The organism is Mesorhizobium sp. WSM4841, assembly GCF_055811515.1.
The window spans coordinates 28,229-54,217 of record NZ_JBVVQC010000005.1; the positions used below are offsets into that span (position 1 = coordinate 28,229).

Genomic DNA, 25,989 nt, shown 5'->3' on the forward strand with positions numbered 1-25,989 from the left:
ACCATTCGACTTTATCTTCATGCTGACGCGCAACGACAGCACCGTGGCCGACGCCGCCGTCCACGTCGAAACGGCGCTCCGCACCGGAATCCGCCACATCGGCTTCAAGGACATCGGCCTGCCGCTCGACGCGCTCGCCGGCCTCGCCCGCCAGATCCGCGCGGGCGGAGCCAGTACATATCTCGAGGTCGTATCGCTCGATCGCGACAGCGAGGTCCGCTCGGTCAAGGCGGCGATCGACCTCGGCGTCGACTACCTGCTCGGTGGCACCCATGCCCAAGACGTGCTGCCGCTGCTGGAAGGAACGCTAATCCGCTACTATCCGTTTCCGGGCCGGGTTGTCGGGCATCCGAGCATTCTCGAAGGATCGCAGGCCGAGATCGTCAAAAGCGCTGTCGCGCTCGCCAGCCATACCGGGGTCGCGGGTCTCGACCTTCTCGCCTACCGCTCGGCAGGCAATGTGCCGTCTCTCATCGACGCTGTGTGCCGAGCCGTGCCCAAGCCCGTCATTGTCGCGGGATCGGTGGATCGCCCGGATCAGATCGAGACTATTCGCAAGAGTGGCGCAGCGGGATTTACCGTCGGTACCTCTGCGCTGGACGGCCGGTTCCCGGCAGAGGGCCCCGCACTGGAATTCCAGCTGCGGGCGATCTCGGCGTGCCTCGAAGGACATCAAGAGAGCATGGGAGGTGAGGAACGATCCTGGTAGACAGCAACGTTCGACTTTCGTTCTTCACTTGGCCAAAATCGCAGCTTCGAGCCGACTTGGCCGACCGGAAGATGGAGCCCTCGAGAACCGCTGGCCTCCAGCTTGCGCTATCCATTCCGACGCGACCCCTATTTCGGAACCTCAGAGGCAGCATCAGCGAGGCTTGGGATCATCCGCTTCGACCAGCCGCTCAAAACGGACATTATTCAAATCGGCGCTTCAAATCTGTGACGTCCTCAGGGCTGAGGCATTTTACGGTCGCGCTCCTTGCCACGGCCGGCCTTGTCGATTGCGGTCTTCATGTTGTCGTAGATACCGCGCCGCCGAATGCCACCGAACACGCGGAAGACGATTATGGAACTTCGTCAAGAGACTATGACATTGATTTTAAAGCGTCAAAAACGGCAGCGCCGCAGCTCTTGACGACAATAAAATCGCCGTCACTTGCCGGATGCCGGCGATATTCGGTGCAAGATACCGAAATGCGGCTGCAGTCAGTGCATTCTGCGGCACCGGTCGCCGATACTGCAATCTCTCATTTGATTGCCGAGGCCCCCATGTCCCCTATTATCCACCACATCAGCAGCGATGAAACGCTCCCCAAGTCAGCGGACGTCGTGGTGATCGGCGGCGGGATTGTCGGCGCCAGCGCGGCCTATTTCCTGGCGCGGCGCGGCCTGTCGGTGGCGCTTATCGAAAAGGGGTATGTCGGCTGCGAACAGTCAAGCCGGAACTGGGGCTGGTGCCGCCGGCAGAACCGCGATGCACGTGAATTGCCACTTGCCAATCTGGCGCTGCGGCTGTGGGAAGAGCTGACCGAAGAGATCGGGCACGACCTTGGTTTCCGCCGTTGCGGGCTCATCTATGCGACGGACGATCCAAAGCAGCTCGCCGAATGGGACAAGTGGCGCGAGGTTGCACGGCGGTTCGACGTCAAGACGCGGATGCTTACTGCCGACGAGGCCACTGCCGCCGTTCCTGCGGCTGGAGGCCGCAAATGGCTGGGCGGTGTCCACGCGGCAGACGATGGCAAGGCCGAGCCCTGGCTCGCCGCCCCTCGGATCGCCGAGGGCGCCCGCAAGCATGGCGCGACCATTCATCAGAACTGCGCGGCACGCGGCCTGGATATCACCAATGGGCAAGTGAGCGGCGTCGTCACCGAGAAAGGCCTTATCCGCACCAGTGCGGTGCTATGCGCCGCCGGCGCCTGGGCATCGGCTTTCCTGCGTATGCATGCGGTGTCGATGCCGCTGGCCAGCGTTCGTCAGACCGCCCTGCGGACCGGTCCGGCACCGGATTTCGGCGAGGCCGTCTTTACCCCCGACTTTGCCATGACGCGCCGGCTCGATGGCAGCTACACGATCGCCGTCAGCGGCCGGGCGACCCTGGAGATCACCCCGCAGGGCATCCGCTATGTCCGCCCGTTTCTGCCGATGTTCATGAAACGGCTGAAGGCGGTCGAGATCGGCATCGGCCGCTCGTTCTTCGAAGGCCCGGATTCAATGCGTCGCTGGCATCTCGACAAGCCGACCCCTTCGAGCGCATCCGCGTCCTCGATCCGGCGCCCGACCAGCGGATGCTGGCGACCATCAAGACCCGGGTCAAAGCGATGTTCCCCAGCGTTGCCGATGCCGGCGTCGTGTCCACCTGGGGCGGGTATATCGATTCCACACCGGACGCGGTGCCGGTGATTTCCCCGGTGGACAGCATCGGCGGCATGTTCGTCGCCGCAGGCTGTTCCGGACACGGCTTCGGCGCCGGCCCCGGGTTGGGCCATCTGGCGGCGGATCTGGTCGCCGGTGGCGCGGCATGCGTCGATCCGACTCCGTTCCGCATGTCGCGCTTCACGGACAGATCGAAAATTGAAGTTGGCGACTTCTGATGCAATTGACCGCATGGCGACAGCAAGGAGCGCCGTGCGATCGCGGATCTGCATATCGGCTGGCCTAAGCGCGATCCGGACCGTTTGGTGAAGAGGATTCTCACGAGGGACCAGGTTGATGAACTGGTCAAGACATCCAGTTCCGCCAACTCAGCTTCCAGCAACTTGATGGAAACCACATGCCAAATCAAACCACGAGCGCTTCCGCCAGAAAGCTGGCTTTCATCCACACGGTTTCCAGCCTTGTTTCCGAGTTCGAGGGCCTCGCCAAAGAACACTTGCCCGACTGGAAGCCATTCGCGATCCTCGACGAGAGCCTCCTGAGAAATACCATTGAGCGCGGGTCGCTATCCGATCTGACGAAACGAAGGCTTGCTACCTACGTATGGTCGGCAGTCGACGCCGGGGCGGATGCGATTGTCGTCACATGCTCGACTCTCGGACCGGCAGTCGATGCCATTGCGCCGCTTTGTCCTGTGCCGCTGATCCGTATTGATGAAGGCATGGCCAAAGCCGCTGTCGAGCATGGAAACCGCATAGGTGTCCTGGCGACCTTGTCCACAACGCTGGTGCCGACCGTGGATCTGATGAAGCGCAAGGCATACGAGGCGGGCAAGGATGTAGCGATCGACGATGTACTTGTTGAGGGAGCGTTTCAACTCCTCGCCGGCGGCGACGTCGAAGCCCATGACGCGCAAATCCGCCTAGCTCTCGGAGAGCTGTCGCAGAAGGTCGATGTGGTCGTTTTTGCGCAGGCCTCGATGGCTCGTGCGGTGCGGGGCACGGCCCACAGTCTTCCAGTTCTGACTAGCCCCGTGCTTGGGGTTGAAAACGTGAAACGGCGTTTAGAGCAGCGATAGGACAAGTGGGACAGGGTGCAAATTCCTAATACGAGTCTTGCCCGCAATATTGTTCGGCCCGCGCGATGTCCGCCTGCCGAAACCGAGCTGCCGCCTCTCGTAGAGCTCGGCGACAGGCACAGCGAGCCGCGCAGTCTTTTAACTGGTTAGCGATCCGCCCGGCCTACTGGCATAGATGGCGCCCTCTGCGCTTGGCGAAGATGTTGCCTAGAAATAACCGAGCATGGACTTGACCTCGAGATACTCCAACATGCCCTCGAGGCCGTATTCGCGTCCGTTTCCGGATTGCTTGAAGCCACCAAATGGCGCGTGTGGATCCCACGCCGGGTAGTTGAGATGCACTTGACCGGCGCGAATCCGGGACGCGACGTACTTGGCGACGTCCATATCCCTGCCCTGCACATGGGCTCCGAGGCCATAGATGGTGTCATTGGCGATGGTGACGGCCTCGTCGACTGTGTCGTAGGGGATGATGCAAAGGACCGGCCCGAAGACCTCCTCCTGAGCGATGCGCATGCCCGTGCGCACGTCGGAAAAGATGGTCGGCTTCACATAGAGCCCGACATCTAGGCCGTCCGGACGGCCCAGTCCGCCGGTGAGAAGTTTTGCGCCTTCCGAAACGCCGACGCCGATCATTGTCTGGACCCGGTCGAACTGAGCACGATTGGCGATTGCTCCGTGGGTGGTGGCCTCCGAAAGAGGATCGCCGACGACGATCTCATCCGCGGCCCGCTGGGCAATTGACTCGATCTCGGAAAGCAGCGCGCGCGGCACGATCATGCGCGTCGGCGCACTGCATGACTGGCCGAGATTGCGGAAGGCGGCGGCTATACCCAGCGAAACGGCGCGATCGAGATTGGCGTCGGGCAGGATCACGTTCGGCGACTTGCCGCCGAGCTCCTGCGCGACCCGCTTGACCGTCGGCGCGGCGGCCTGGGCCACCGCGATGCCGGCACGGGTGGAGCCGGTAATGGAGATCATGTCGACATCCGTGTGGGAGGCGAGACCCATACCCACGCCTGGGCCGTCACCATTGACGAGGTTGAAGGCACCGGCAGGGAAGCCGGCTTCCTCAATAGCCTCGGCGAACAGCAGGGCGTCCAGAGGAGAGAGCTCGCTTGGCTTCAGCACGACCGTGCAGCCTGCGGCGAGCGCCGGCGCAACCTTGGCGGTGATCTGGTAGAGTGGCCAGTTCCAAGGCGTGATCAGGGCGCAGACACCGATCGGTTCGTGGGTGACGGCGGTGTGGCCGCGCTGCTCGACGAAGGGGAAGGCTGTCAGGACATCGCGAGCGACCCTCACATGGGCGATCGCGAGTGGCACCTGCGCGGTGCGCGCATATCCGATCGCCGCGCCCATTTCGAGGCTCAAGCATTGCGCAAGCAGTTCGTTGCGCGCTTCGAGCAGCGCCTGCAGGCGATCAAGCAGACCCGCGCGGTGTTCCGGCTTGGTACGGCTCCAGGTGGTGAATGCCCGGCGGGCCGCCGAGACGGCCGCGTCCACGTCCTCGCTGTTTCCGAGCGGAAACGGGGCCACAAACTCTTCCGTGGCCGGATTGACCACGACGCCCGTGGCGGTGCCCCGAGGCTCGCGCCATTCGCCGTCGATGAAGAACCTGCCCAGGCGGCCGTTGCGGGACAGGTGTTCAAGGGGCGTGGTCATGTCACGAGGTCCTTCATGCGGTAATAGGCACCGAGGATCGGCAGGAACCAGGGACGCCCGAAGTATCCAGGGATCGCCGGCCAGTCGAAATCCTTCCAGGGGTTCAGATCGGGGCGCCCGTCCATGACCTCGGCCATGATGCTGCCCATCAGCGTCGACATCTGGGTGCCGTGTCCGCTATAGCCCATTGAGTAGTAGATGCCGTCGCGCTCTCCGGCGCGCGGCAGGCGATCGCGGGTCATATCTACCATGCCGCCCCAGCAGTAATCGACCCGGGTGCTGGCCAGTTCCGGATAGACTTCGACCATCGCCGCTTTCAGGATGCGGCCGCTCTTTTCGTCGGATTGAGGATTGGACACCGCAAACCGCGCTCGCCCGCCGAACAGCATGCGATTGTCCGGCGTGAGCCGCCAGTAGACAACGAGGTTGCGCGTGTCGACGACATTGCGTCGGGTCGGCATGAGGCGCTCGAGTTGCGAAGGCGACAGCGGTTCCGTCACAATCAAGAAGGCGCCGACCGGCACGATGCGACGGCGTATCCATCCGAGCGGACCAACCTGGGAAATGCCGCTCGCCAGCAGGACCTGACGCGCGACGATCTTGCCGCGCGGGGTCTCTACTTCATGCCCGGCGGTGACCTTGCGCATCGCGATGACGGGAGCCCGTTCATGGACCTCGGCGCCACGCCGTGCCGCGGCGGTCGCCAGACCCCGGACGAACCGGCCGACATGCATGCTGGCGCTCTTGGGAAACAGCAGCCCACCATAGTAGCGGTTGGTGCCGACTTCGGTTAGCAGGTCGGCGCGCGCGATCATCCTGGTTCCGGGATCGACATTGGCCGCCAAGAGTTCCTGGCTGCGCGCCAGCATGTCGTAGTGCTCAGGCTTGGCCGCAAGCTTGAGCTTGCCGACACGGGCGAAGCTGCAGTCGATCCGTTCTTCCTGCACCAGCCGCTCGACCATATCGACGCCAGCGTCGAAGGCCTTGTAGAGCGCGTTTGCGGCCGGCTTGCCGTGCTTGCCGGCCATGATGGCATAGTTCTGGGCAAAACCGTTGTTGCACATGCCGCCATTGCGGCCGGATGCGGCGTTGCCGATCGTTTCGGCCTCCAACAGTGCAACCCGGGCGCCCTTCTTGGCGAGGGCCAGCGCCGCGGAGGATCCAGTCAAGCCGCCGCCCACAACCGCCACGTCGTAGTGGCCTTCGAGCGGTTTGGACGTGCCCTCATTGAACGGCTGAGAGGTGTCCAGCCAATAAGATGTAAGCTTCATAGTTGCACCACCAGTGCGTCAGTTTGCATGGGCGCCATGCAAAGCGTTGCGATTGGAGCCCCTACCATCCGCGGATCCGCTCCCAACGCGCTTCGATCCTGGGACTGTCCCCGTTGACGACGGCGTAGAAGTGATGCTGGGCGGCCATCGCGCAGGCATGGTTGGGCAGAATCCGGACCCGAGCCCCGAGCGGCAAATCGGGCATGGACTTTCCAGAACCAGCACGAATGGCGAGGATACCGTGTTCCTGGCTGGCCTGCGCCACGATCACATCTTCAAGCACCCGCCCCTTTTCGTCGCAGACCACGCCGTAACCTTGGTCGATCTGCTGGTTTGCGGTTCCCCGGTCGCGCGAAAGCGCCATCCACCCCGCGTCGACCAGCACCCATCCCTTTTCCGGCTTGGACCCGATCACCGTGGCCAACACGGAAATCGCGATATCGTCGAGACCGCAGACCCCTACCCCGTGCTGGACGAGGTCAAAGAACATGTAGACCCCGGCGCGCAGCTCCGTGACGCCTTCGAGGTTCTCGGCGAAGTGCGCCGTCGGCGTGGAGCCTAGGCTGACGATCGGGCAGGCATGGCCGTGAGCGCGCAAAGTTTCGGCGGCGCGCACGGTGGCCGAACGCTCGTCCTCGGCTGCCTTGACCAGCGCATCGGCCGTGCTCAAGCCATAGGACTCGCCGGCATGGGCGAGGACGCCGACCAGGTTGGCGCCTGCTGCGACGACCCTGTTGGCCACCTCGAGCAGCTTGGGATCGTCCGGCTTCAATCCACCGCGATGGTCATCGCAGTCCAGTTCGATGAAGACGGACGGCGTCACGCCGGTGTCCTCGCGTACACCGGCAAGGGCGTCGGCCTGCTCCACGGAATCGAGCAACAGCTTCACATCAGCGCCGGTACGGCGACAAAGCTCCATGGCGCGGACGGCCGAAGCCGGCGACATGCCGACCGCATAAGTCATGTCTCGAAAGCCGTGGCCGGCGAAATACTCCGCCTCGGCGATGGTCGAGACCGTGATCGGACCGGGTTCGCCGGGGAACACATACCGGGTGACGTCGATGCTTTTGGCCGTCTTCATATGCGGGCGCAGCACCACGCCAAGCTTTCTGGCATGCTCGGCCAGACGCTGGATATTGCGCTCGAGCCGTCCCCGGTCCAGAAGCAGCGACGGGGTGACTAAGGCATCGATCGTTTGAGCCGCTTCACGCATCTTGATGCTCGTATCCATCGCTTCCCGTACCTCATTCCTAACCGAACGACTGATTTGCCAGGGCATACATGCGGGCCGTCCCGTCGGAGACGGGCCGTCGCCCCTTGACCATCGCGATCGCATCACCGACACGCGCGAGGCCCAGATTATCCAGCCAGTCGCCCAATCCGTGTTCGGCATAGACGTCGATGCGTACGAATTGGCCGTGAAGCGTCGCAAGCTGGGCCAGGATCAGGAGTCGCGCGTCTTGGACGCTTTCGGCTGCAACAGGGCCGACCACGTAGCCGCGGCCGAACCGCCTGGCGATGGCGTAGCCTGCAATACGCCCCGCGCGTTCGATGACCAAAACATTGCCCGCATCAGCGAGGCCAGCCACCATCGAGGGCCGGGGCATGCCTGTGGCCCGTTCGTCGAAGGCCTGGATCGCCGCCAGGTCAGGGACCGTCGCTTGACGGATGTCGTCGCGGGTACTCTGCGTCACGGCAACGGTCAGCGAGCCCTGGTGCTGAAGCACCGTGCCCCAGGCATTGAAGCCACGTCGCTTGTAGAGCGCGAGCCCCTCTTCCGTCGAATTGAGCAGCACGTTGCGACCGTCCGTGGCCTGAAGCAACCCATCGAAGAGCCGGGAGCCGTTGCCACCGCCTTGTGCGGAGCCAGTGACTATGATCATCCCGGCCGTGGCATAGGCCTGTCCGTAATTCCACGACATGGCAGTGCCGATCACCTGTCCTGCCCGCTCGAGGACCAGGCCATTGCCGACCGTCACGGCAAATTCCCAGTCCTCCTGGCGATAAGGCCAGCCCATCTCCTGCGACAGCTTTAGCGCGCCCGGCACATGGCGGGTCTCGAATTTCATCAGCTCGCTCGGGGCGCTGACGATATCTCTGTCATGCTCAACGGCCATGAGTGTAACGCTGTCGCTTGATCCAAAGTCAGATTGAAGTCGGACCTTAGAGTCGCGTCCGGCGGCCAGATTTCGCTGCTGTTTTGCCCTTTCAACTCGGCGGAATCATTCTTTTTGATCCCGTCCCTCGGCATACAAAATGGCGCAAATCGGGGGAGAAATACTCATCTGCCACCTTGCGTCGCCCGTCATGGTTGCCAGTCGGCGTGACGTCCACACCTCCGATGCGATCTCGGGCCTGACCAACACCATGGGCCGAACACTCTGAAGCGACGAGCGGCTTGATGCTCAGGAGGAATTTTGGATGATCTACATCAGCGAAGAGGAGTCTGCAGCCCTCGTCACGCATGAACTTGCTTTCGAGGCGGCGCGAGACGCTCTCGTGGCGGCAGCATCGCGGCAGAGCTGGGTCTTTCCCGCTGTTATCGGGCGCACACAGGAGGCGACCAATACCTTCTCAATCAAATCCGGTTCGTCGGACGACCTGACCGGAGTGAAAATTGGCTCCTTCTGGTCGGGCAACCCGGCACGTGGCCTTCCCCGCCACAACTCCACCATCGTGCTGCTCGATCAGCATACAGGTCGGCTCGGCGCCGTAATCGAGGCCGGCAAGGTCAACGCCTACAGGACGGCCGCCGCCGACGCGGTTGCCACCGATCTTCTTGCGCGCGAGCAAGCCAAGGTTCTGGCGATATTCGGCGCCGGCAACCAGGCGGGTTTCGAGGTCATGGCGCTGGCGCGCATCCGCCCCATCAAAACCGTGTTGGTCGTGGCCCGGCCTTCGCTGCGACGTGACGCTCTTGTCGACCAGATCGGCGAAATTGGCTTGAAGGCGCGCGCCGCCTTGCCCGAAGAAGCCGTGCGCGCGGCCGACATCGTGGTGACGGCAACGCCCTCGCGCGAACCGCTGTTCGATGCCGCTTGGGTGCGACCCGGAACCCATGTCGTCAGCATGGGGTCGGACGCCCCGGGCAAGCGCGAATTGCCGAGCGAATTATTTCCCAGGGCACGTCTGTTTTGTGATCTGCTTTCCCAGTCCGTCCAGATCGGCGAGTTCCAACATTTGCGCGACCAGATCGACGCCGGCGTGCTTGCGGTAACACCAATCGGCGACGTCATTGAAAAGCGTGCGCCCGGACGCCGCTTCGACAACGAAATCACGGTCTTCGACAGTTCTGGTATCTCACTACAGGATCTCTACATGGCCGACGCGCTGATCCGCGCAAAGGCGTCCCACCGCTGATCTAACGTGATAGCCCGCAGCGCTGCTGTACCACGCACCACCGTTAGCGATGGCGGCATGCGGCAAGGCCACTCGGGCGTCGCTCAGGCGAGGTGCAATGCAGACCGAAGCGGCATCCTTCGATCCTGTGCCGTAGCGTGTTCACGAGCCTAAGCAACGTCAATGCAATTTGAGACGCGGACGGACAACGCGGTTGGCATGGCCGACCAGGATAAGAGCCAGGCCCTTGATCCAGCCATGTATGGCCACCAAGTGCATGCGGTACAAAGACACGTAGATCATCCTGGCCAGCCGCCCCTCGATCGCCATCCGCCCTCCGACGAGGTTTCCCATTAAGCTGCCGACGGTGGAAAACCGGCTCAACGACACTAACGAGCCCTTGTCCCGATAGACAAATGCTTCCGGCGTTTCCCTAGCAATCAAGTGAAGAATGTTGCAATAAGCGGTCGATGCCATCTGGTGGGCAGCCTGAGCTCGTGGTGGCACCGGGCCGCCCGCCCCCTCTGGCTTGAAAAAGCAGCAATCGCCTATGGCGAAGATGCGCTCGTCCCGGCTCGTTTGGAGGGTGGGAAGGACGACAAGTTGCCTGCTACGCGCCACCTCAAGTCCGTCGAGCTCTCCTAGAATATTTGCCCCCTGCACTCCTGCAGCCCACACGCAAATATTGGCGTATATCTGCTCCCCGGTAGCACACCTCAGCCCCTTTTCCGTTGCTTCGGATACAGCTGTGTTTGCAAGCACCCGGACGCCGAGGGCCTCAAGTTCCTGATGCGCGGCCTTTGCTAAAGCATCTGGGAGAGCCGGAAGAATCCGTGGCCCGGCCTCTATCAAAGTGACCCTCAACCGGGTCTCGTCGAAGACTTCCAGGCCATAATGTCTAAGAGATGATGCAGCATTGTAGAGTTCAGCAGCGAGTTCGACGCCTGTCGCACCGCCACCTACGATAGCTATATCAACAAAGGCGTCGTCGGTTGGATCAGCTGACATTGTCCTGGAAACTCGAAGACAATGATTCAACAACTTCAATCGAAAGCGATCCGCTTGATGACGGTCTTCGAGGAAAAGGCAATGATCCTTGACTCCGGGAGTACCGAAGTCGTTTGAAACCGACCCGATTGCGATAACGAGGTAGTCGTATCGGAGCCGATGTCGACCAACCAGTTCCGACCCGTCATCGTCGAATATCGGCGCCACTGTGACCTGCCGCGCGGTGCGATCGATGGCCTCCAGCGACCCATAGAAGAAGCGGTAGCCCCAACGGTGCCCGTGGCCGCGGTAGCCCACTTCGTCAAGATTTGCGTCGAGTGATCCGGCCGCAACCTCATGGAGGAGCGGCTTCCAGACATGGGTGTGGTTACGCTCCACAAGAATGATATCGAAATCCTTGCGGCCGAGACGTGCTCCGAGCCGCCGCACGAGTTCAAGGCCTCCAGCCCCGCCGCCAATGACGACTATTTGAGTCTTCATTGCTGCTTACCCGGTCTCGTTGAGGGATGCCTCTCAACACGACTACCCGCTGTCAGAGGCGCCAGATGGCAATCAAGTCCTGGATTCGATAGCCCTGAATGATAAAGAAGCGTCATCATCGCCCTCACGAACTCAAAAATCGCGTTGTTCCCGGGCGTTCACGCCGCGAATGGCGAGCCCTGGAGTCCAGCCCCAAGGCCGCCGTCACCAGTCCATCACCACCTTGCCCGAATTGCCGCTCTTCATCGCCTCGAAGCCCGAAATATAGTCGTCCACGCCGATGCGGTGGGTGATCAGGCCGCTGACATCGAGCGGGCCCTGCACCAGCGCGATCATCTTGTACCAGGTCTCGAACATCTCGCGGCCATAGATGCCCTTGAGATGCAGCATCTTGAAGATGACCTTGTTCCAGTCGATCTCGAAGCCGGTCGGCGCGATGCCTAGAATGGCAATCTTGCCGCCATTGTTCATGGCGTCGATCATGTCGCGGAAGGCGGGTGCCGCACCCGACATTTCGAGGCCGACGTCAAAACCTTCGGTCATGCCGAGCGCCGGCATGATGTCGCGCAGCTTTTCCTTCGACGCGTCGACCACATGCTGAACGCGGAGCTTTTTCGCCAGCGCCAGCCGCACCGGGTTGATGTCGGTGATGACCACTTTTCGCGCGCCGACGCATTGAGCGACGAGTGCAGCCATGATGCCGATCGGCCCGGCGCCGGTGACCAGCACGTCCTCGCCGACGAGATCAAAGGACAATGCGGTGTGAACCGCATTGCCTAAGGGATCGAAGATTGCGGCGATCTCGTCGGGCACGTCGTCGGGGATCGGCACGACGTTGTGCTGCAGGATCGCCAGATATTCGCCGAAGGCGCCCGGCCGGTTGACGCCGACGCCGAGCGTGTTGCGGCACAGGTGCCCCCTGCCCGCCCGGCAATTGCGGCAGTGGCCGCAGACGATGTGGCCTTCGCCCGACACACGCTGGCCGATCTTGTATTCGGTCACCGCCGCACCGAAATCGGCGACCGTGCCGACGAATTCGTGGCCGGTCACCATCGGCACCGGCACGGTCTTTTGCGCCCACTGATCCCAATTGTAGATGTGGACGTCGGTACCGCAGATCGCGGTCTTCTTGATCTTGATCAGAACGTCGTTCGGGCCGATTTCCGGCACTGGCACTTCTTCCATCCAGATACCGGGTTCGGCGCGAGATTTAACGAGTGCGCGCATCATGTTGGACATCAGCCAATCACCCCGAGTTCGCGGCCCACCTCACCGAACGCAGCCACCGCCCGGTCGATATCGGCGGCCGAATGGGCGGCTGACATCTGCGTCCTGATGCGGGCCTGGCCCTTGGGCACGACGGGAAAGGAAAAGCCGATCACGTAGATGCCGCGCTCAAGCAGCATGTCGGCCATTTGCGAAGCCAGCGCGGCATCGCCGATCATCACAGGAATGATCGGGTGGTCGGCTCCGGCCAGCGTGAAGCCCGCTCTTTCCATGTTGGCGCGGAAGCGCGAGGCGTTGTCGTAGAGCCGGCGGCGCAAGCCGCCGCCCTGCTCGATCATATCCAGCACCTTCAGCGAGGCCCCGGCGATCGCAGGCATCAGCGTGTTGGAAAATAGATAGGGCCGCGAGCGCTGGCGCAGCCATTCGACCACCGGCCTGCTCGCCGCCGTGTAGCCACCCGAGGCACCCCCCAGCGCCTTGCCGAGCGTGCCGGTGAGAATATGGACCCGGCCCTCGACGCCGCAATATTCCGGCGTGCCGCGGCCGTGCTCGCCGACAAACGCCGTCGGTGGCGATCAGCTTGAAGCGGCTGCCTTCGGCCTTCCTCAATTCCTCCTCGAGCGCCGCCATGTCGTTGTTGGCATAGCGAAAGCGTTTTGCTTTGGAGAGCCTGACGCCGTCGATGATCGAGGCGTGGTTCAGCGCGTCGGAAATGACCGCGTCCTCCTCGGAAAGCAGCGTCTCGAACAGGCCGCCGTTGGCATCGAAGCAGGAACCGTAGAGGATTGTGTCCTCCATACCGAGGAAGCTCGATATCATTGCCTCGAGCTGCTTGTGTTCCTCTTGTGTGCCGCAGATGAAGCGCACCGAGGCCATGCCGTAGCCGTATCGGTCGAGCGCGGCCTTCGCCGCTTCGCGCAGCTCTTCGCTGTCGGCGAGGCCGAGATAGTTGTTGGCGCAGAAATTGAGCAGCTTGCGGCCGCCAACCTCGATCTCGGACGACTGGGGCAAGGTGATGACGCGCTCGCGCTTGTACAGGCCCTCCGTCTCGATCTGCGAAAGCAGCTCGCGAAGGTGGTCTTTGAGAGTCGGTGCCATCGTGCTTCCACTTCCATTGGTGATCTTCGCGGTCTTGCTCATGCGATTTCTGCCCGGAGCACGCGCAACATGCGCTCGAAGTGGCTTGGATCGTGTGCTTTGAGGAGCGCAGCTTCCCTGGGCTGGTACAGATCCCAGAGACGCGATAGCCAAAAACGAAATGCTCCAGCGCGCTGCATTGCAGGAAGCAATAAGCGTTCGGGTCCAGTGAGCGCGCGAACTGACTCATACGCGCCGAGAAAGGCGGCAACTTGCTTAGTGTCTTGGCGGCCGGTGCCACTATCGACGCACCAGTCATTGAGGCACACGGCAATATCGAACAAAAAGGTGTCGCATCCGGCGAAGTAGAAATCGAAGACGCCGGTCAGGTGACCACCTTCAAACAACACGTTGTCACGAAAGAGATCAGCGTGCACCGGCCCCCTGGGGAGTCGCTCGTAGGTAGAGGACACAGCAATTTGGTTCTGAAAGGCCAGTTCGCTTGTGAGCAGCGAGCGCTGTCCCTCAGATACGCAGCGGCCGACCACCGGCACCACCTCTTTCCACCATTCGAGGCCCCGCGGATTGGCCTGTCGCCGTGGGTAGTCGCTCCCGGTCACGTGCATTCGCGCCAGGATCTCCCCGACAGCGCGACAATGCGACTCTGTCGACGCCGTCACGCTCTCGCCAGGAAGCCTGTTGACGATCACGGCAGGCCGGCCTTTTAGCGTGTGAAGGATTTCGCCTCTGACGTTGGCAACCGGATCCGGGACCGGCATTCGCCGCGCCGCAAGGTGCTTCATCAGGTGAAGGTAGAAGGGCAATTGCTCGAACGTGAGCCGCTCGAACAGGGTCAGCACATATTCGCCTGCCTCGGTATCCACAAAGTAGTTCGTGTTCTCAATTCCGCTCGTGCTGCCGCGAACGGAATTCGGCTGTCCCAGGCCCAGAGCCTGAAAGAAGGTTGCGACTTCGTCGGGTGACAGCTCGGTATATACGGCCATGGCGAAAAAGGTCCCGGTCGCGGAAGCAGCCTTTCAGCAGACCGCGGCCTGCAGGGTTTCGGCGATGTAGGTCTTTACGGTCTGTGCATCGGCGGGAAGCAGTTTGAACCGTCTCGGCAAACCCTCTATGCCATCGAACCGTTGCGGAGGAACTGGCTCTCGGCCCAGGGCCTCTCTGATGGTCTCCGCAAATTTGACCGGCAGGGCCGTCTCGAGCACGATCATCGGCACATCCGAAACCGAATGCTCGCGCGCGACCTTCACGCCGTCTGCAGTGTGTGGATCGATCTCCGCGTTGAAGCGGTGCCACGCGCCACGGATCGTCTCCAACCGGTCGGCGTGGGTGCTCTTCCCGCTGCGGAAACCAAAATGGTCCGCCGCCCTTCCGAAGGCCGGATCTCCGCTGAGATCGACCGACCCGCTTTCGCGCAGTTGATCGTCGAACAGCGATCTCGTCCGGCTGGCGTCGCGACCGAGCAAGTCGAACACGAAACGCTCGAGATTGGAGGCCTTGGAAATGTCCATGGATGGGCTCGAGGTTTCATAGGTATCCGCCCGGCCCCGCACGCGATACACCCCGGTGCGGAAAAACTCATCGAGCACATCGTTCTCGTTGGTCGCAATGACGAGACGGGATATGGGAAGGCCCATCATGCGCGCAACATGACCGGCGCAGACGTTGCCGAAATTGCCCGAGGGAACGGCGAAGTCGACCTCTGACGAATTCTCTTCAGTCACCTGAAAATAGGCAGAGAAGTAATACACCACCTGAGCGACCAGCCGGGCCCAGTTGATCGAATTGACGGCGCCGATCCGGTGGCGCCTCTTGAAGTCAGCATCGCCGGACACGGCTTTCACGATGTCTTGGCAATCGTCGAACACCCCTTCGATGGCAATGTTCTGAATGTTGTCGTCCTGCAGGCTGAACATTTGGGCTTGCTGAAAGGCGCTCATGCGTCCGTGCGGCGACATCATGAAGACGCGGATGCCCTTCTTGCCGCGCATGGCATATTCCGCCGCGCTGCCCGTGTCGCCACTGGTTGCCCCGAGGATATTCAGCTCCTCATCGCGCCGCGCCAGTTCATACTCGAGCAGATTGCCGAGCAACTGCATCGCCATGTCCTTGAACGCCAGGGTGGGACCGTTCGACAGTTCCGCCACATGGAGACCCGTCTCAAGCGTTCGCACGGGCGCGATCCTGGCGGTCCCAAAAACCTCGGGCTTGTAGGTCTTTGCACAGATGGCCTTCAGGTCAGCGGGCGGAATATCGTCGATGTAGAGCGACAGGATTTCAAAGGCGAGCATTGGGTAGGACAAGCCCCGCCACCGATCCAGCGTGGCATCATCCAGCCGAGGGTAGACCTCGGGCACATAGAGGCCGCCATCCGGGGCAAGGCCTTCAAGCAGAATTTCGCAGAACTTCCTGCGTTCGGGATGGCCGCGCGTGGAGATGTAGTGCATGTGATGCTGTTCCTTGTCGCCGCAATTGTTCGGCAAGGGTCGAGTGACCGCCACCCTTCGGCCTGTCAGCGGCTGGCGCGCCACCAGGCGATACGGTCCTGCAGGGCGTAGCCCTTGATAACGGCCGGCAGGAACCACGGATTGCCACGATAGAGCGGGATGGCTGCAGGCGGTCGGAAATCGAATGCGGTGCGCGCCCGATCGCTATGTCCCATCAGCTTGTGAGCCGCACGCGTGCCGACCCATGGCGCCCAGACCACGCCCGAGCCGCAGAAGCCGGTGGCATAGACCACGCCGTCCTTCTCGAAGATGCGGGGCAGCATGTCGCGGTGCATCGCCACATTGCCGAACCAGCTGTGCGAAAGGCGAACCTTCTCCAGTTCTGGGAAAATTTCGCCCAGCCCGTTTCGCAGACGGAGCGTGGGGGCTGCCGGATCGCCTGCACGCGAGCTGTCGCGCCCGCCGAGCAGGATGCGTCTGCCGTCGGGCGAAGGGCGGTAATAGAAGCCAAGCTCGCGGCCCTCGCCCATCATCATCCGCTTCGGCATCAGGCGCGCCATCACCTCAGGCGCGAGTTCCTCGGTGGCAATGATCCGGCTGCGAACCGGAACCAGCCGACGGCGCAGGAAGGGACTGGCGCCATCCGTGTAGCCATTTGTGCAGACCAGCACCTGCCGCGCCTGCACCGTTCCGGCCGAAGTCGCGACGCGGAACCCGGAGCTATCCCTTTCAATTGAGGTCACGGGCGTGTTCGAATGCACCGCCAGTCCCGAAGCGAGCGCCACCCGCAGGAGCTCCGCGTGGAATTTGGCCGGGTGCAGCCCACCGATGTCCATCCGGACCATGCCGCCGCGATAGAAGTCGGTGCCGACGTAGTTGCGCTGCTTTGCATATGGAACAGCGTAAGATTCGATCCCCAGTTTCTTCGCCAACGCCTCGGCGCCGCGGGCCATCTTCTCGTACTGTTCATATCCGATGGCGCCCTTGAACAGGCCAACCAGTTGAAAGTCGCAGTCGAGCTTTTCCGACTTGATGAAGTCGTAAAGGAATTCGCGCGCGACCTTGCCCTCGGCCTCGATCGTCATGGCTTTTTCTTCGCCGAAGCGCCGGGTGATCGTGGCGTAGTCCAGCCGGATACTCCCGCTGGTAATTCCGCCATTGCGCGTTGAAGCACCCTCGCCCGGATTCATCGCATCAAAAGCTGCAACCGAACGCCCCTCGCGCGCCAGCGCAAGCCCGGCCGAAAGGCCGGCGTAGCCGGCGCCGACGATCGCCACATCGACCTTCCTGGCCAGGGGCTGCGGCGGCAGCGGCATGACGGGCGCCGCTTCCCACCAGTAGGGTGTGTTCTTGTCGGCGACTTTCGGCTCGTGCATGTGAGTCACTTCTCACTGGGTTTTCGGGATCGGAATTGGGCCGCATTTGTCGACAGATCAGACACGGTCGTCTCGCACGTCGAGCGCATCACGCAGCCCGTCGCCGATGAAATTGAAACTTGTCACTGCCATGGTGATGGCGGCCCCGGGAATGATCGCCAGCCAGGGCGCACTGTCCAGATACTGCTGGGCGCCCTCGAGCATGTTGCCCCAGCTGGGTAGCGGCGGCTGAATGCCATAACCCAGGAAACTGATATAGGCTTCCAGCAGGATCGCGCGCGCCACTGTCAGGGTAGCGGCCACGATGATCGGACCCATGGCGTTTGGAAGGATTTCGCGGAACATGATGTGCGTGCCGCTCAGTCCCAGCATGCGCCCGGCCAGCACAAACTCGCGCTCGCGCAATGACCGCACCTCGGCCTCGACAATTCGGGCTACCTCCATCCAGCTGGTGACAGCGACGATCACGGTGACCATGGCCGGGCTTGGCTTCAGTGCCGCGGCCAAGGCCAGCAGCAGGAAGATGGAGGGGAATGACAGGAAACCGTCGACCGTGCGCATCAGCGCTGCGCCGATCCAGCCGCCGCGGTAGCCCGCGATCACGCCGACGAACGTTCCGATAAGCGTCGACAGCAGCATGGCAGAGAAAGCCACCAGCAGTGAGGTCCTCCCCGCCATGAACAGTCGCGCCGCCACGTCCCGCCCCAAAGGATCGGTCCCGAGATAGTGGTCGCCGGTCAGCGGCGGTGAAAAGCGGGCGCGCAAATCGATGTATAGGGAATCATAGGGCAGGAGATGAGGGCCGAACACGCATGCCAGCGTGAGAACGATGATCATCGCCACCCCCAGCAACGCCAGGTGATGGCTCATGAACCGGCGCACGGTGCGGCTGCGCCACCAGCGGCTTGGTTCTGCATTTGCGGCGAGAGCGGTCATTTCGGGTGCCTCCTGTTGGGCGTGAGGTTACGCGCTCAACCCAGACGAATACGCGGGTCGACGATCGCCACCACGATGTCTGCGATCAGGTTGCCGAGAATGACGAGGATGGCTGAGAACATCAGCAGTCCCATCACGACCGGGTAGTCGCTGTAGCCGAGGCTGTCCAGGAACAGTCGACCCATTCCCGGCCAGGTAAACACTGTCTCCGTCACCAGCGCGCCGGTCAGGATGCTGGGAAGCTGCACCCCGGCCAGTGTTATCATCGGCAAAAGCGCATTGCCGACGACGTGCTTCATTATGACTCGGCGCTCGCTCAGGCCCTTGGCGCGGGCGGTGTTGACAAAATCCTGGCTGATCACGTCGAGCGTCGCCGTGCGCATGTAGCGGCTCCAGATCGCGACATGCACCAGCGACAGCACGATGCTTGGCATGATCAGGTGATGGAGATAGTTCAGAACAGAACCGTCGCCGATCGTGTACATGTTGCCTGCAGGCAGCCAGCCCAGCTGCAGGGAGAAGATGTAGATGCCGACGAGCCCGAACCAGAAGGTCGGGATCGACAGCGCGACCATGGCTCCGACGGTCGCCATATGGTCGAACAGCGAATAGCGGTGCGTGGCGCCGCGGATACCGATCCAGGTGCCGATCGCGATCGCAATCGCGGTGGACGTACCCATCAGCAGCAGCGTGGCAAAGACGTGCCGGCCAATCACTGCCAGCACAAGCGCGCCGTCGCGGAAGGAGTGGCCCCAGTCGCCCTGGAGAAGCCGCCAGGCCCAGTCGAAATATTGCATCAACAGCGGACGGTTCAGCCCCAATTGTTCTTTCAGGCGATCGAGATCGTCCTGCGTCATGCCGGGATCCAGCCCGAATTGCGCCAGCGGCCCCCCCGGTAGCAGGTTCAGGACGAGGAACCCGATGAGCGAGACGATCAGGAGCAGGATGAGGCTCTGCGAGAGCCGGTTCAGCAGGAAGCCGCGCATTCAACTCTCCTCTTTCAAGACAGCGCCGAAGACGGGCCTCCGCCGCGAGGCGGGGGCGTATGTATGTCAGCCCTTCCAATACCATCCGGCGGCATGCCAGGATGCGACGCGGGTGTTGGAATTTGCCTCGAAACCCTCCAGCCCTTCCTTGCGGCCGAACACGTTGGTGGAGGCAAACAGAGGCAGGAACGGCAGATCCTGACGGACGATTTCCTGCACACGCAGATAAATGGCGCGCCGCACTTCCCGATCGAAGGTGCGGGTGCCCTTCTCAAGCAGCGCATCGACCTCCGGGTTGGAGTATTGGCCTGTGTTCGAGCCCTTTCCGCCCTTCGCGACGATCGCCTTGGTGTGCAGGCGGTTGGAAACGTCGGGGTCGCCCGCGATGACATTTGTTACACCGGAGATGGCTGACTCGAACTGCGATTTGAGCCAGAAATCGCCCCACATGACGGCGGCCGGCAGGTTCGAGATGGTCATCTCCACCCCGATCTCGGCGAATGTCTGCTGCAGGAACTGCTGCGTCTGCTCGCGCAGGTGGTTGCCGGAGGTGGTGGAGTTGGCGAACGACAGACGCACCCCGTCCTTCACCCGTATTCCATCGGCTCCGGGTACCCAGCCGGCCTCGTCGAGGATCTGGCCCGCGCGCTCGAGGTTGAACTCCTGGGCCGGCAGGTTCGGATTGTAGTAGTAGGAACTCTGCGGCATGAACGTCTCGGTGGGAGTGTGGACCCCGTAATAAATTGCTTCGAGGATCGCTTTCCTATCGATTGCGGCGTAGAGCGCCTGGCGGACCGCCGGGTCCTTGAATTGCGGCTTCTCAAGATTGAGATAGATCGACTCGACCGATGCCCCAGGCTCCAGCTTGACCACACGATCCGATAGTTTGCTGGCTTCCGCGTAGTGGTCGGCGGTTATGAATGCCTGGTCGACAAGATCGATGTCGCCGCTCTTGAACTGGGTGTAGAGCACCGTCATGTCGGGGATGTATTTGAAGACGAGCCGCTCCAAATAGGGGCCCTCCCCGACATAATCCGCGTTCGCGACGAGTTCGATATGATCACCAGCAACGCGCTGCGCCCACTTGAATGCGCCAGTGCCGACAGGCGCCTGATTGAAGGCGGCGGCGTTGGGGTCGGCCTCTTTTTCGAGGATGTGCTTGGGAACCATGAAGGTTTCGGCGAGAAACGACAGGTAGGGGGCGAAAGCCTCTTCCATCCGCCAGGTGAGCTCGGTCGGCGAGACCACCTTGATATCGCGCACCAGCGAATGGCCGGCCGTGCGCCAGGCGCGGAATTGCGGATTGGTGATGAGCTCAAGAGTGAATTTCACATCCTCAGCCGTGAAGGGCTTGCCGTCGTGCCAGCGGACGTCGTCACGCAGGCGGATGCGCCACTTAAGACCGTCCTCTGAAATGTCGCCGTTTTTCTGGCTTGGCACTTCGACCGCAAGATTGGGCTGAAGAACGCCTTTGGGATCCATGCGGAAGAGCGCATCGAAAAGCGAAAAATGCACAGCGTCGTCGACCTCGATATGCGGCATCAAAGGGTTGAACACGGTGGGTTCCTGCGAAAGTCCGACGACGACGCGACCGGTTGGGCTCGCTGGCGGGGTCTGGGCGAAGGCGGGCTTGCCCAACAGATTGGGCGCAATGAGGCCTGCCGCCCCGCCTATCGCCATCAATCGCAGTGCATCGCGCCGCGAGTAGTTTGATTTGGTGTCTGAGCGTTCAGTCATTGGAATTCCCCTTGTTCTGGCGGTATCCGCCGTGGCTCTTACCCATTTGCTGCAACCGGACGGGTAGATCCCGGCTGCTCTCCAGGAATCGCCGCCACCAGCTCACGCGTGTAGGCTGATTGCGGGTCGAGGAAGATTTGCGAGGGCGGTCCCCGTTCGACGATCCGCCCTTTCTGCATCACCGCGATCTCGTCGCAGATCTGGCTGGCGACGCGCAGGTCGTGGGTGATGAAGATCATCGACACGCCGGTCTCCCGCTGGATCTGGTCGAGCAGCTGCAGGATCTGGGCCTGGATCGACACGTCCAGCGCCGACACAGCTTCATCGGCGATCAGCAGCTTTGGCTTGAACATCAGTGCCCGAGCGATACCTATGCGCTGGCGCTGCCCACCGGAAAATTCATGCGGAAAGCGGCCAAAGGCGCCGGCATCGAGTCCGACATGGGCCAGGAGCGCCTTCGCCTCATCACGCGCCTGGGCATAGGGCGTCCCGTGCGCGACTGGGCCAACGGTCAGGATGTGGCCGATCGTCGAGCGCGGGTTGAGCGAGGCGAAGGGATCCTGGAAGATCATCTGAACCCGCGGCCGCAGCGGGCGGAATTCGGCTTCGGAAAGCTTGGCGATGTCGCGGCCCTCGAACAGAATCCCGCCGCCGTCGCTGTCCAGCAGCTTGATCAAAAGCCGGCCAAGCGACGATTTGCCGGAACCGCTTTCGCCCACAACGCCCAGCGTGCGTCCAGGCGCCAGATCGAACGACACCTCGTTGACCGCGGGCACGACGCGCTGCGCGCTGAACAGGGAACTGCCGCTGCGGTAGGTCTTCACCAGGCCTTCGACCTTCAGGATCGGCGCCTTGTCGGCCGTCTCCAGAGGAACGCGGTCCTCACCGGTCAGGTGCGGGACGGCTGCGATAAGGCGCCGGGTGTAGGGATGGCCCGGCGACTTCAGGACCTGTTGGGCGCTACCCTGTTCGACGATGTGGCCCTTCTCCATCACGACGACACTGTCTGCGATCTCGGCCACCACCCCGAAGTCGTGGGTGATGAACATGACGCTCATTCCCTTGCGGCGCTGAATGTCGCGGATCAGGTCCAGAATCTGTGCCTGGGTGGTCACGTCGAGCGCGGTCGTCGGTTCATCCGCAATCAGGATCGTCGGCTCGAGTGCCAACGCCATGGCGATCATAACCCGCTGCCGCTGCCCGCCAGAAAGCCGGAACGGATACTGATGATACATGAGTTCGGGGTCGGGCAGCCCCACCTCGGTCAGCAACTCGACAGCGCGGCCGCGACGGGATTTCGGAGTGCCGACGCCATGCGCCGCCATGACTTCGTCGATCTGCGCCCCCACCGTCATCAGCGGGTTGAGTGCCGAGAGTGGATCCTGGAAAATCATCGAGACAACCCGGCCGCGTAAGCTGCGCAGCTTGTCGGGCGACAGGCCTATGATGTTCATCCCATCCAGCTGGATGGCGCCCGAGGAGACCCGGATCACCTTGGGCAGAAGCCCCATGATCGCATTGGCTGTGACAGACTTTCCCGATCCGGATTCGCCGATGATGCACAGGATCTGTCCGCGCTTCAGATCAAAGGAGATGTTCTCGACGGCATGGGTCCGTTCCATGCCTTCCGGCAAATTCACCGTGAGGTCGCGTATCGAAAGCGCCACATCGTGGGGGGCTACGGCCTGAATGCTTGCGATCATCGAGATCACCTCCCCTTTCAACCGAGCGGGTCCACGCTATTGCGGACCGCATCATCGCCCTTTGAGCAGAAGCGCCTCACTGTAGCGGCCGTCGTCTGGCCATCTCGGCGCTTCGCGCCCTGAGGCTGCGAGAAACGGATTCTGCTCATCCTGGCGGCTCCCTTGATGAAATCCGGTCCGTGTACCGGACACTGTTCCCTTTTCTTGGAGAAATCTCCGAAGGCGTAAGCCAGCCTATCGGAAGTCCTCTGGAGCTTGCCTGCCATAAGGAAGGGCTGCTCCGTTCTTTCAGCCAGTTTGACTGTTTTGTTTCCGCAGAGTCATCGAAACTTGGCCCTCGCGCGGCAGGAACTTCTGAAAAGAACGTCCAGTTCGGCATTTCACTCTGCAGCTGTTCGGCGTCCGCGACATGATCAGGCAACCATATCCTTCATGCGGTAATAGGCCCCACGACGGGCAGGAATCAGGGCTTCCGGCGTGCGTCGGCACCCTGTGCCAGAATTCGGTCGAGCGGATCAGTGTCGGTGCGGCCCATCGCAATGTCGGCCAAGGCACTGCCGATCAGGGTCGGCAACTGTGCGTCGCGCTGTGAGTAGCCATGCCTTGGATGACGCGACTGTATGAAGTGTACTCCTGCTTGCCCCGGTGACAGCGAGCTTTTCTCCGAACAATTGCCCGTCCTAGGGGCCGCTGGCCGCACGATATTCCGTCCAGGCACAAACTTCGCAGCCTGCCTCTGCAGGCGGCAGGTTAGGATGCTTCAAATTACCGGAGTCCCCATCCATGCCCGCGCCGCTCATGCACATCGATGCCAGCCCTTCCCTGCCTCGCGAGGCGGACGTCGTCGTCATCGGCGGCGGCGTGGTAGGCGTATTCACGGCATATTATCTCGCACGCCGCGGTGTCAGCGTTGCCCTGCTGGAGAAGGGGCGCGTTGCCGCCGAACAGTCCAGCCGCAACTGGGGCTGGTGCCGCCAGCAGAACCGTGACGCGCGCGAGTTGCCGATGGCAACCAAGAGCCTCGATCTCTGGGAAAAAGTGGCGCAGGAGACTGGCGAAGACACCGGCTTTCGCCGTTGCGGGCTGCTCTATCTCTCGCAGAACGACGATGAACTCGCAGGTTGGGCAAAGTGGCGCGATTTTGCAAGGACGGTCGGCGTCACGACACATATGCTGAGCGCGGAAGAAGCCACCGAACGGGGCAAGGCGACCGGCCGCAAATGGAAGGGCGGCGTGTTCTCGCCAACTGACGGAACGGCGGATCCTTCAAAGGCGGTGCCCGTTGCCGCGCGCGGCATCATGGCGGCCGGCGGCACGGTACATCAATACTGCGCGGCTCGCGGCATAGAGTTGAGCGCCGGCCGGGTCAGCGGTGTCGTTACAGAAGCGGGAACCATCCGGACAACGACCGTGGTCATGGCCGGAGGCGCGTGGGCTTCTTCCTTCTGCAACCAGCTTGGTATTCGTTTCCCGCAAGCTGCCGTGCGTCAGTCCATTCTAGCCGTAGCGCCGGGCGCAAATGGCCTGCCGGATGCCCTGCATACCGCGCGCGTCTCGCTGACGCGGCGCGGCAACGGTGGATACGCGCTGGCGATCAGCGGGCGGGCGCGCGTCGATCCAACGCCGCAGCAGCTCAGGTTCAGCCGCGAGTTCGTGCCCATGTTCGCCCGCCGCTGGCGCGGTCTGGCCCCGGGAGCGTTCGAGGGCTGGCGTCAAGGTCATGAAAGCCTGAGGAAATGGGTACTTGACGACGTGACACCAATGGAACGGAATCGGATTCTCGACCCCAAACCTGACATGAGGCAGATTCGCCTGACATATCAAAGAGCCTGCGAATTGCTGCCCGAACTCCAGCGCACCGCGATTTCTCATGCTTGGGCGGGCTATGTCGACAGCACGCCCGATGGCATCCCGGCAGTCGGTGAAATCGAGGGGATTCCGGGCTTCATCCTGGCGGCGGGATTTAGCGGCCACGGCTTCGGGATCGGCCCCGGCGCCGGGCATATGATCGCCGACATCATCACCGGCAGCGAGCCGATCGTCGATCCGCGTCCCTATAGGCCGGAGCGTCTGAAGACCGCTGCGTGGGGCAAGGTCGCTGAATTCTAAGAAGACCGATTTGCCAACGTCCAACCGGTCGCACACGAGATCGAGGCCGCGAGGCGGCCAGCTCGAAAACAGGGAAAGTGACGATGCGCGTATATGAGATTGCCGCCATTCCGGCCGACGGGATCGGCCCAGAGGTCATTGCCGCCGGTCTCCAGGCGCTTGAGACACTTGAAGAGCGCTGCGGCGACTTCAAGCTGCGCGTCCAGCACTTCGACTGGGGCTCAGACTACTACAAGGCCCATGGTCGGATGATGCCCGAGGACGGTGTGACGCAGCTGAAGCGTTTCGACGCTATCTTCTTTGGCGCGGTCGGTGCTCCCGATGTGCCCGACGACATCACTCTCTGGGGCCTCCGGCTGCCGATTTGCCAAGGCTTTGATCAGTACGCGAACGTGCGGCCGACCAGGATATTGCCGGGCATTGCTTCGCCGCTGGCGGGCGTTGGCCCTGGCGATCTGGATTGGGTGATCGTGCGGGAGAATTCCGAGGGCGAGTATTCGGGCCACGGCGGCCGCGCCCATCGCGGCCTTCCCGAGGAAGTCGGAACCGAGGTCGCGATCTTCACGCGCGTCGGCGTCACCCGCATAATGCGCTATGCATTCCGGCTGGCGCAGTCACGGCCGCGAAAGCTCCTGACAGTTGTTACGAAATCCAACGCGCAGCGGCACGGCATGGTAATGTGGGACGAAATCGCCGCCGAGGTGGCACGGGAATTCCCGGACGTCACGTGGGACAAGATGCTGGTCGATGCTATGACGACGCGTATGACGCTGAAACCACGGAGCCTCGATACGATCGTCGCCACCAATCTTCACGCCGACATATTGTCGGACCTTGCAGGCGCGCTTGGGGGCAGTCTCGGCGTAGCACCGACCGCCAATATTGATCCCGAGCGGCGCCATCCCTCGATGTTCGAGCCTATCCACGGCTCGGCGTTCGACATTGCCGGCAAAGGTATCGCCAACCCTGTCGCCACCTTCTGGACCGCCGCCCAGATGCTCGACCATCTGGGGGAAAGCGAAGCGGCCGACCGGCTGATGCGCGCTGTGGAATCGGTGACAAGGGAAGGCGTGCTGACGCCGGACGTTGGTGGCACCGCGACCACGCAGGAAGTAACGGACGCCGTTTGCCGGACGATCCGCGGTTCGAACGTGTGACAGGT

18 protein-coding genes and 2 pseudogenes are annotated in these 25,989 nt (G+C 62.2%); 6 read left to right on the forward strand and 14 right to left on the reverse strand.

Annotated features, from left to right (window positions below; genetic code table 11):
* The first annotated feature begins 19 nt into the window (after positions 1-19).
* The 3 genes and pseudogenes from AC0L14_RS07545 (at position 20) to AC0L14_RS07555 (ending at position 3,451) form a co-directional block, all read left to right on the forward strand.
* Positions 20-709 (forward strand): 4-hydroxythreonine-4-phosphate dehydrogenase, encoded by a 690-nt coding sequence (locus tag AC0L14_RS07545; protein WP_473749074.1) that lies wholly within the window; start codon positions 20-22, stop codon positions 707-709.
* Positions 710-1,266: 557 nt separating this feature from the next.
* A pseudogene (locus AC0L14_RS07550) lies at positions 1,267-2,591 on the forward strand (NAD(P)/FAD-dependent oxidoreductase).
* 179 nt (positions 2,592-2,770) lie between these two features.
* Positions 2,771-3,451, forward strand: coding sequence for an aspartate/glutamate racemase family protein (locus tag AC0L14_RS07555; RefSeq protein WP_473749076.1), 681 nt, complete (start codon positions 2,771-2,773; stop codon positions 3,449-3,451).
* A 207-nt stretch (positions 3,452-3,658) separates the two neighbouring features.
* Here AC0L14_RS07555 and AC0L14_RS07560 read toward each other — a convergent pair whose 3' ends face one another.
* From AC0L14_RS07560 to AC0L14_RS07575, 4 genes are all read right to left on the reverse strand, one after another.
* Positions 3,659-5,113, reverse strand: a complete 1,455-nt coding sequence (locus tag AC0L14_RS07560; protein ID WP_473749077.1) for an aldehyde dehydrogenase family protein — start codon at positions 5,111-5,113, stop codon at positions 3,659-3,661.
* Complete coding sequence (locus AC0L14_RS07565) at positions 5,110-6,384, reverse strand: NAD(P)/FAD-dependent oxidoreductase (RefSeq protein WP_473749079.1); 1,275 nt, start codon at positions 6,382-6,384, stop codon at positions 5,110-5,112. The genes AC0L14_RS07560 and AC0L14_RS07565 overlap by 4 nt, the downstream gene beginning before the upstream one ends.
* Before the next feature lie 61 nt (positions 6,385-6,445).
* Positions 6,446-7,615 carry an alanine racemase gene (locus AC0L14_RS07570; protein WP_473749210.1) on the reverse strand — a complete coding sequence of 390 codons (1,170 nt, stop codon included), beginning with the start codon at positions 7,613-7,615 and terminating at the stop codon, positions 6,446-6,448.
* A 19-nt stretch (positions 7,616-7,634) separates the two neighbouring features.
* On the reverse strand, positions 7,635-8,453 hold the full coding sequence (locus AC0L14_RS07575; protein ID WP_473749080.1) for a GNAT family N-acetyltransferase: 819 nt from the start codon (positions 8,451-8,453) through the stop codon (positions 7,635-7,637).
* A 352-nt stretch (positions 8,454-8,805) separates the two neighbouring features.
* Here AC0L14_RS07575 and AC0L14_RS07580 point away from each other — a divergent pair, with 352 nt between their 5' ends.
* Positions 8,806-9,744 (forward strand): ornithine cyclodeaminase family protein, encoded by a 939-nt coding sequence (locus AC0L14_RS07580; protein WP_473749082.1) that lies wholly within the window; start codon positions 8,806-8,808, stop codon positions 9,742-9,744.
* A 159-nt stretch (positions 9,745-9,903) separates the two neighbouring features.
* Here AC0L14_RS07580 and AC0L14_RS07585 read toward each other — a convergent pair whose 3' ends face one another.
* The 10 genes and pseudogenes from AC0L14_RS07585 to AC0L14_RS07630 form a co-directional block, all read right to left on the reverse strand.
* Positions 9,904-11,211, reverse strand: a complete 1,308-nt coding sequence (locus AC0L14_RS07585; RefSeq protein ID WP_473749083.1) for an NAD(P)/FAD-dependent oxidoreductase — start codon at positions 11,209-11,211, stop codon at positions 9,904-9,906.
* 204 nt (positions 11,212-11,415) lie between these two features.
* Positions 11,416-12,450: an L-threonine 3-dehydrogenase gene (gene tdh, locus AC0L14_RS07590; RefSeq protein ID WP_473749084.1), complete on the reverse strand. Its 1,035-nt coding sequence runs from the start codon at positions 12,448-12,450 to the stop codon at positions 11,416-11,418.
* A pseudogene (locus tag AC0L14_RS07595) lies at positions 12,450-13,536 on the reverse strand (PLP-dependent aspartate aminotransferase family protein). The gene tdh and the pseudogene AC0L14_RS07595 overlap by 1 nt, the downstream one beginning before the upstream one ends.
* Positions 13,537-13,574: 38 nt before the next feature.
* Positions 13,575-14,519, reverse strand: coding sequence for a homoserine kinase (locus tag AC0L14_RS07600; protein WP_473749086.1), 945 nt, complete (start codon positions 14,517-14,519; stop codon positions 13,575-13,577).
* Positions 14,520-14,552: 33 nt separating this feature from the next.
* Positions 14,553-15,980, reverse strand: a complete 1,428-nt coding sequence (thrC, locus tag AC0L14_RS07605; protein ID WP_473749087.1) for a threonine synthase — start codon at positions 15,978-15,980, stop codon at positions 14,553-14,555.
* A 65-nt stretch (positions 15,981-16,045) separates the two neighbouring features.
* A complete protein-coding gene (locus AC0L14_RS07610; RefSeq protein WP_473749088.1) occupies positions 16,046-17,356 on the reverse strand; it encodes an NAD(P)/FAD-dependent oxidoreductase in 1,311 nt (436 codons plus the stop codon).
* Between the two features lie 57 nt (positions 17,357-17,413).
* Positions 17,414-18,292, reverse strand: coding sequence for an ABC transporter permease (locus AC0L14_RS07615; protein ID WP_473637558.1), 879 nt, complete (start codon positions 18,290-18,292; stop codon positions 17,414-17,416).
* 35 nt (positions 18,293-18,327) lie between these two features.
* The gene (locus tag AC0L14_RS07620; protein WP_473637559.1) at positions 18,328-19,278 is read right to left on the reverse strand and encodes an ABC transporter permease; all 951 of its coding nucleotides are present in this window, start codon (positions 19,276-19,278) and stop codon (positions 18,328-18,330) included.
* Between the two features lie 66 nt (positions 19,279-19,344).
* Positions 19,345-21,015 (reverse strand): peptide ABC transporter substrate-binding protein, encoded by a 1,671-nt coding sequence (locus AC0L14_RS07625; RefSeq protein ID WP_473637560.1) that lies wholly within the window; start codon positions 21,013-21,015, stop codon positions 19,345-19,347.
* A 38-nt stretch (positions 21,016-21,053) separates the two neighbouring features.
* Positions 21,054-22,718, reverse strand: a complete 1,665-nt coding sequence (locus tag AC0L14_RS07630) for an ABC transporter ATP-binding protein (protein ID WP_473749089.1) — start codon at positions 22,716-22,718, stop codon at positions 21,054-21,056.
* Positions 22,719-23,501: 783 nt separating this feature from the next.
* Between AC0L14_RS07630 and AC0L14_RS07635 the strand changes: the two genes are divergently transcribed.
* Positions 23,502-24,827 carry an NAD(P)/FAD-dependent oxidoreductase gene (locus AC0L14_RS07635; protein ID WP_473749090.1) on the forward strand — a complete coding sequence of 442 codons (1,326 nt, stop codon included), beginning with the start codon at positions 23,502-23,504 and terminating at the stop codon, positions 24,825-24,827.
* An 83-nt stretch (positions 24,828-24,910) separates the two neighbouring features.
* On the forward strand, positions 24,911-25,984 hold the full coding sequence (locus tag AC0L14_RS07640; protein ID WP_473749091.1) for a tartrate dehydrogenase: 1,074 nt from the start codon (positions 24,911-24,913) through the stop codon (positions 25,982-25,984).
* Positions 25,985-25,989: the final 5 nt, after the last annotated feature.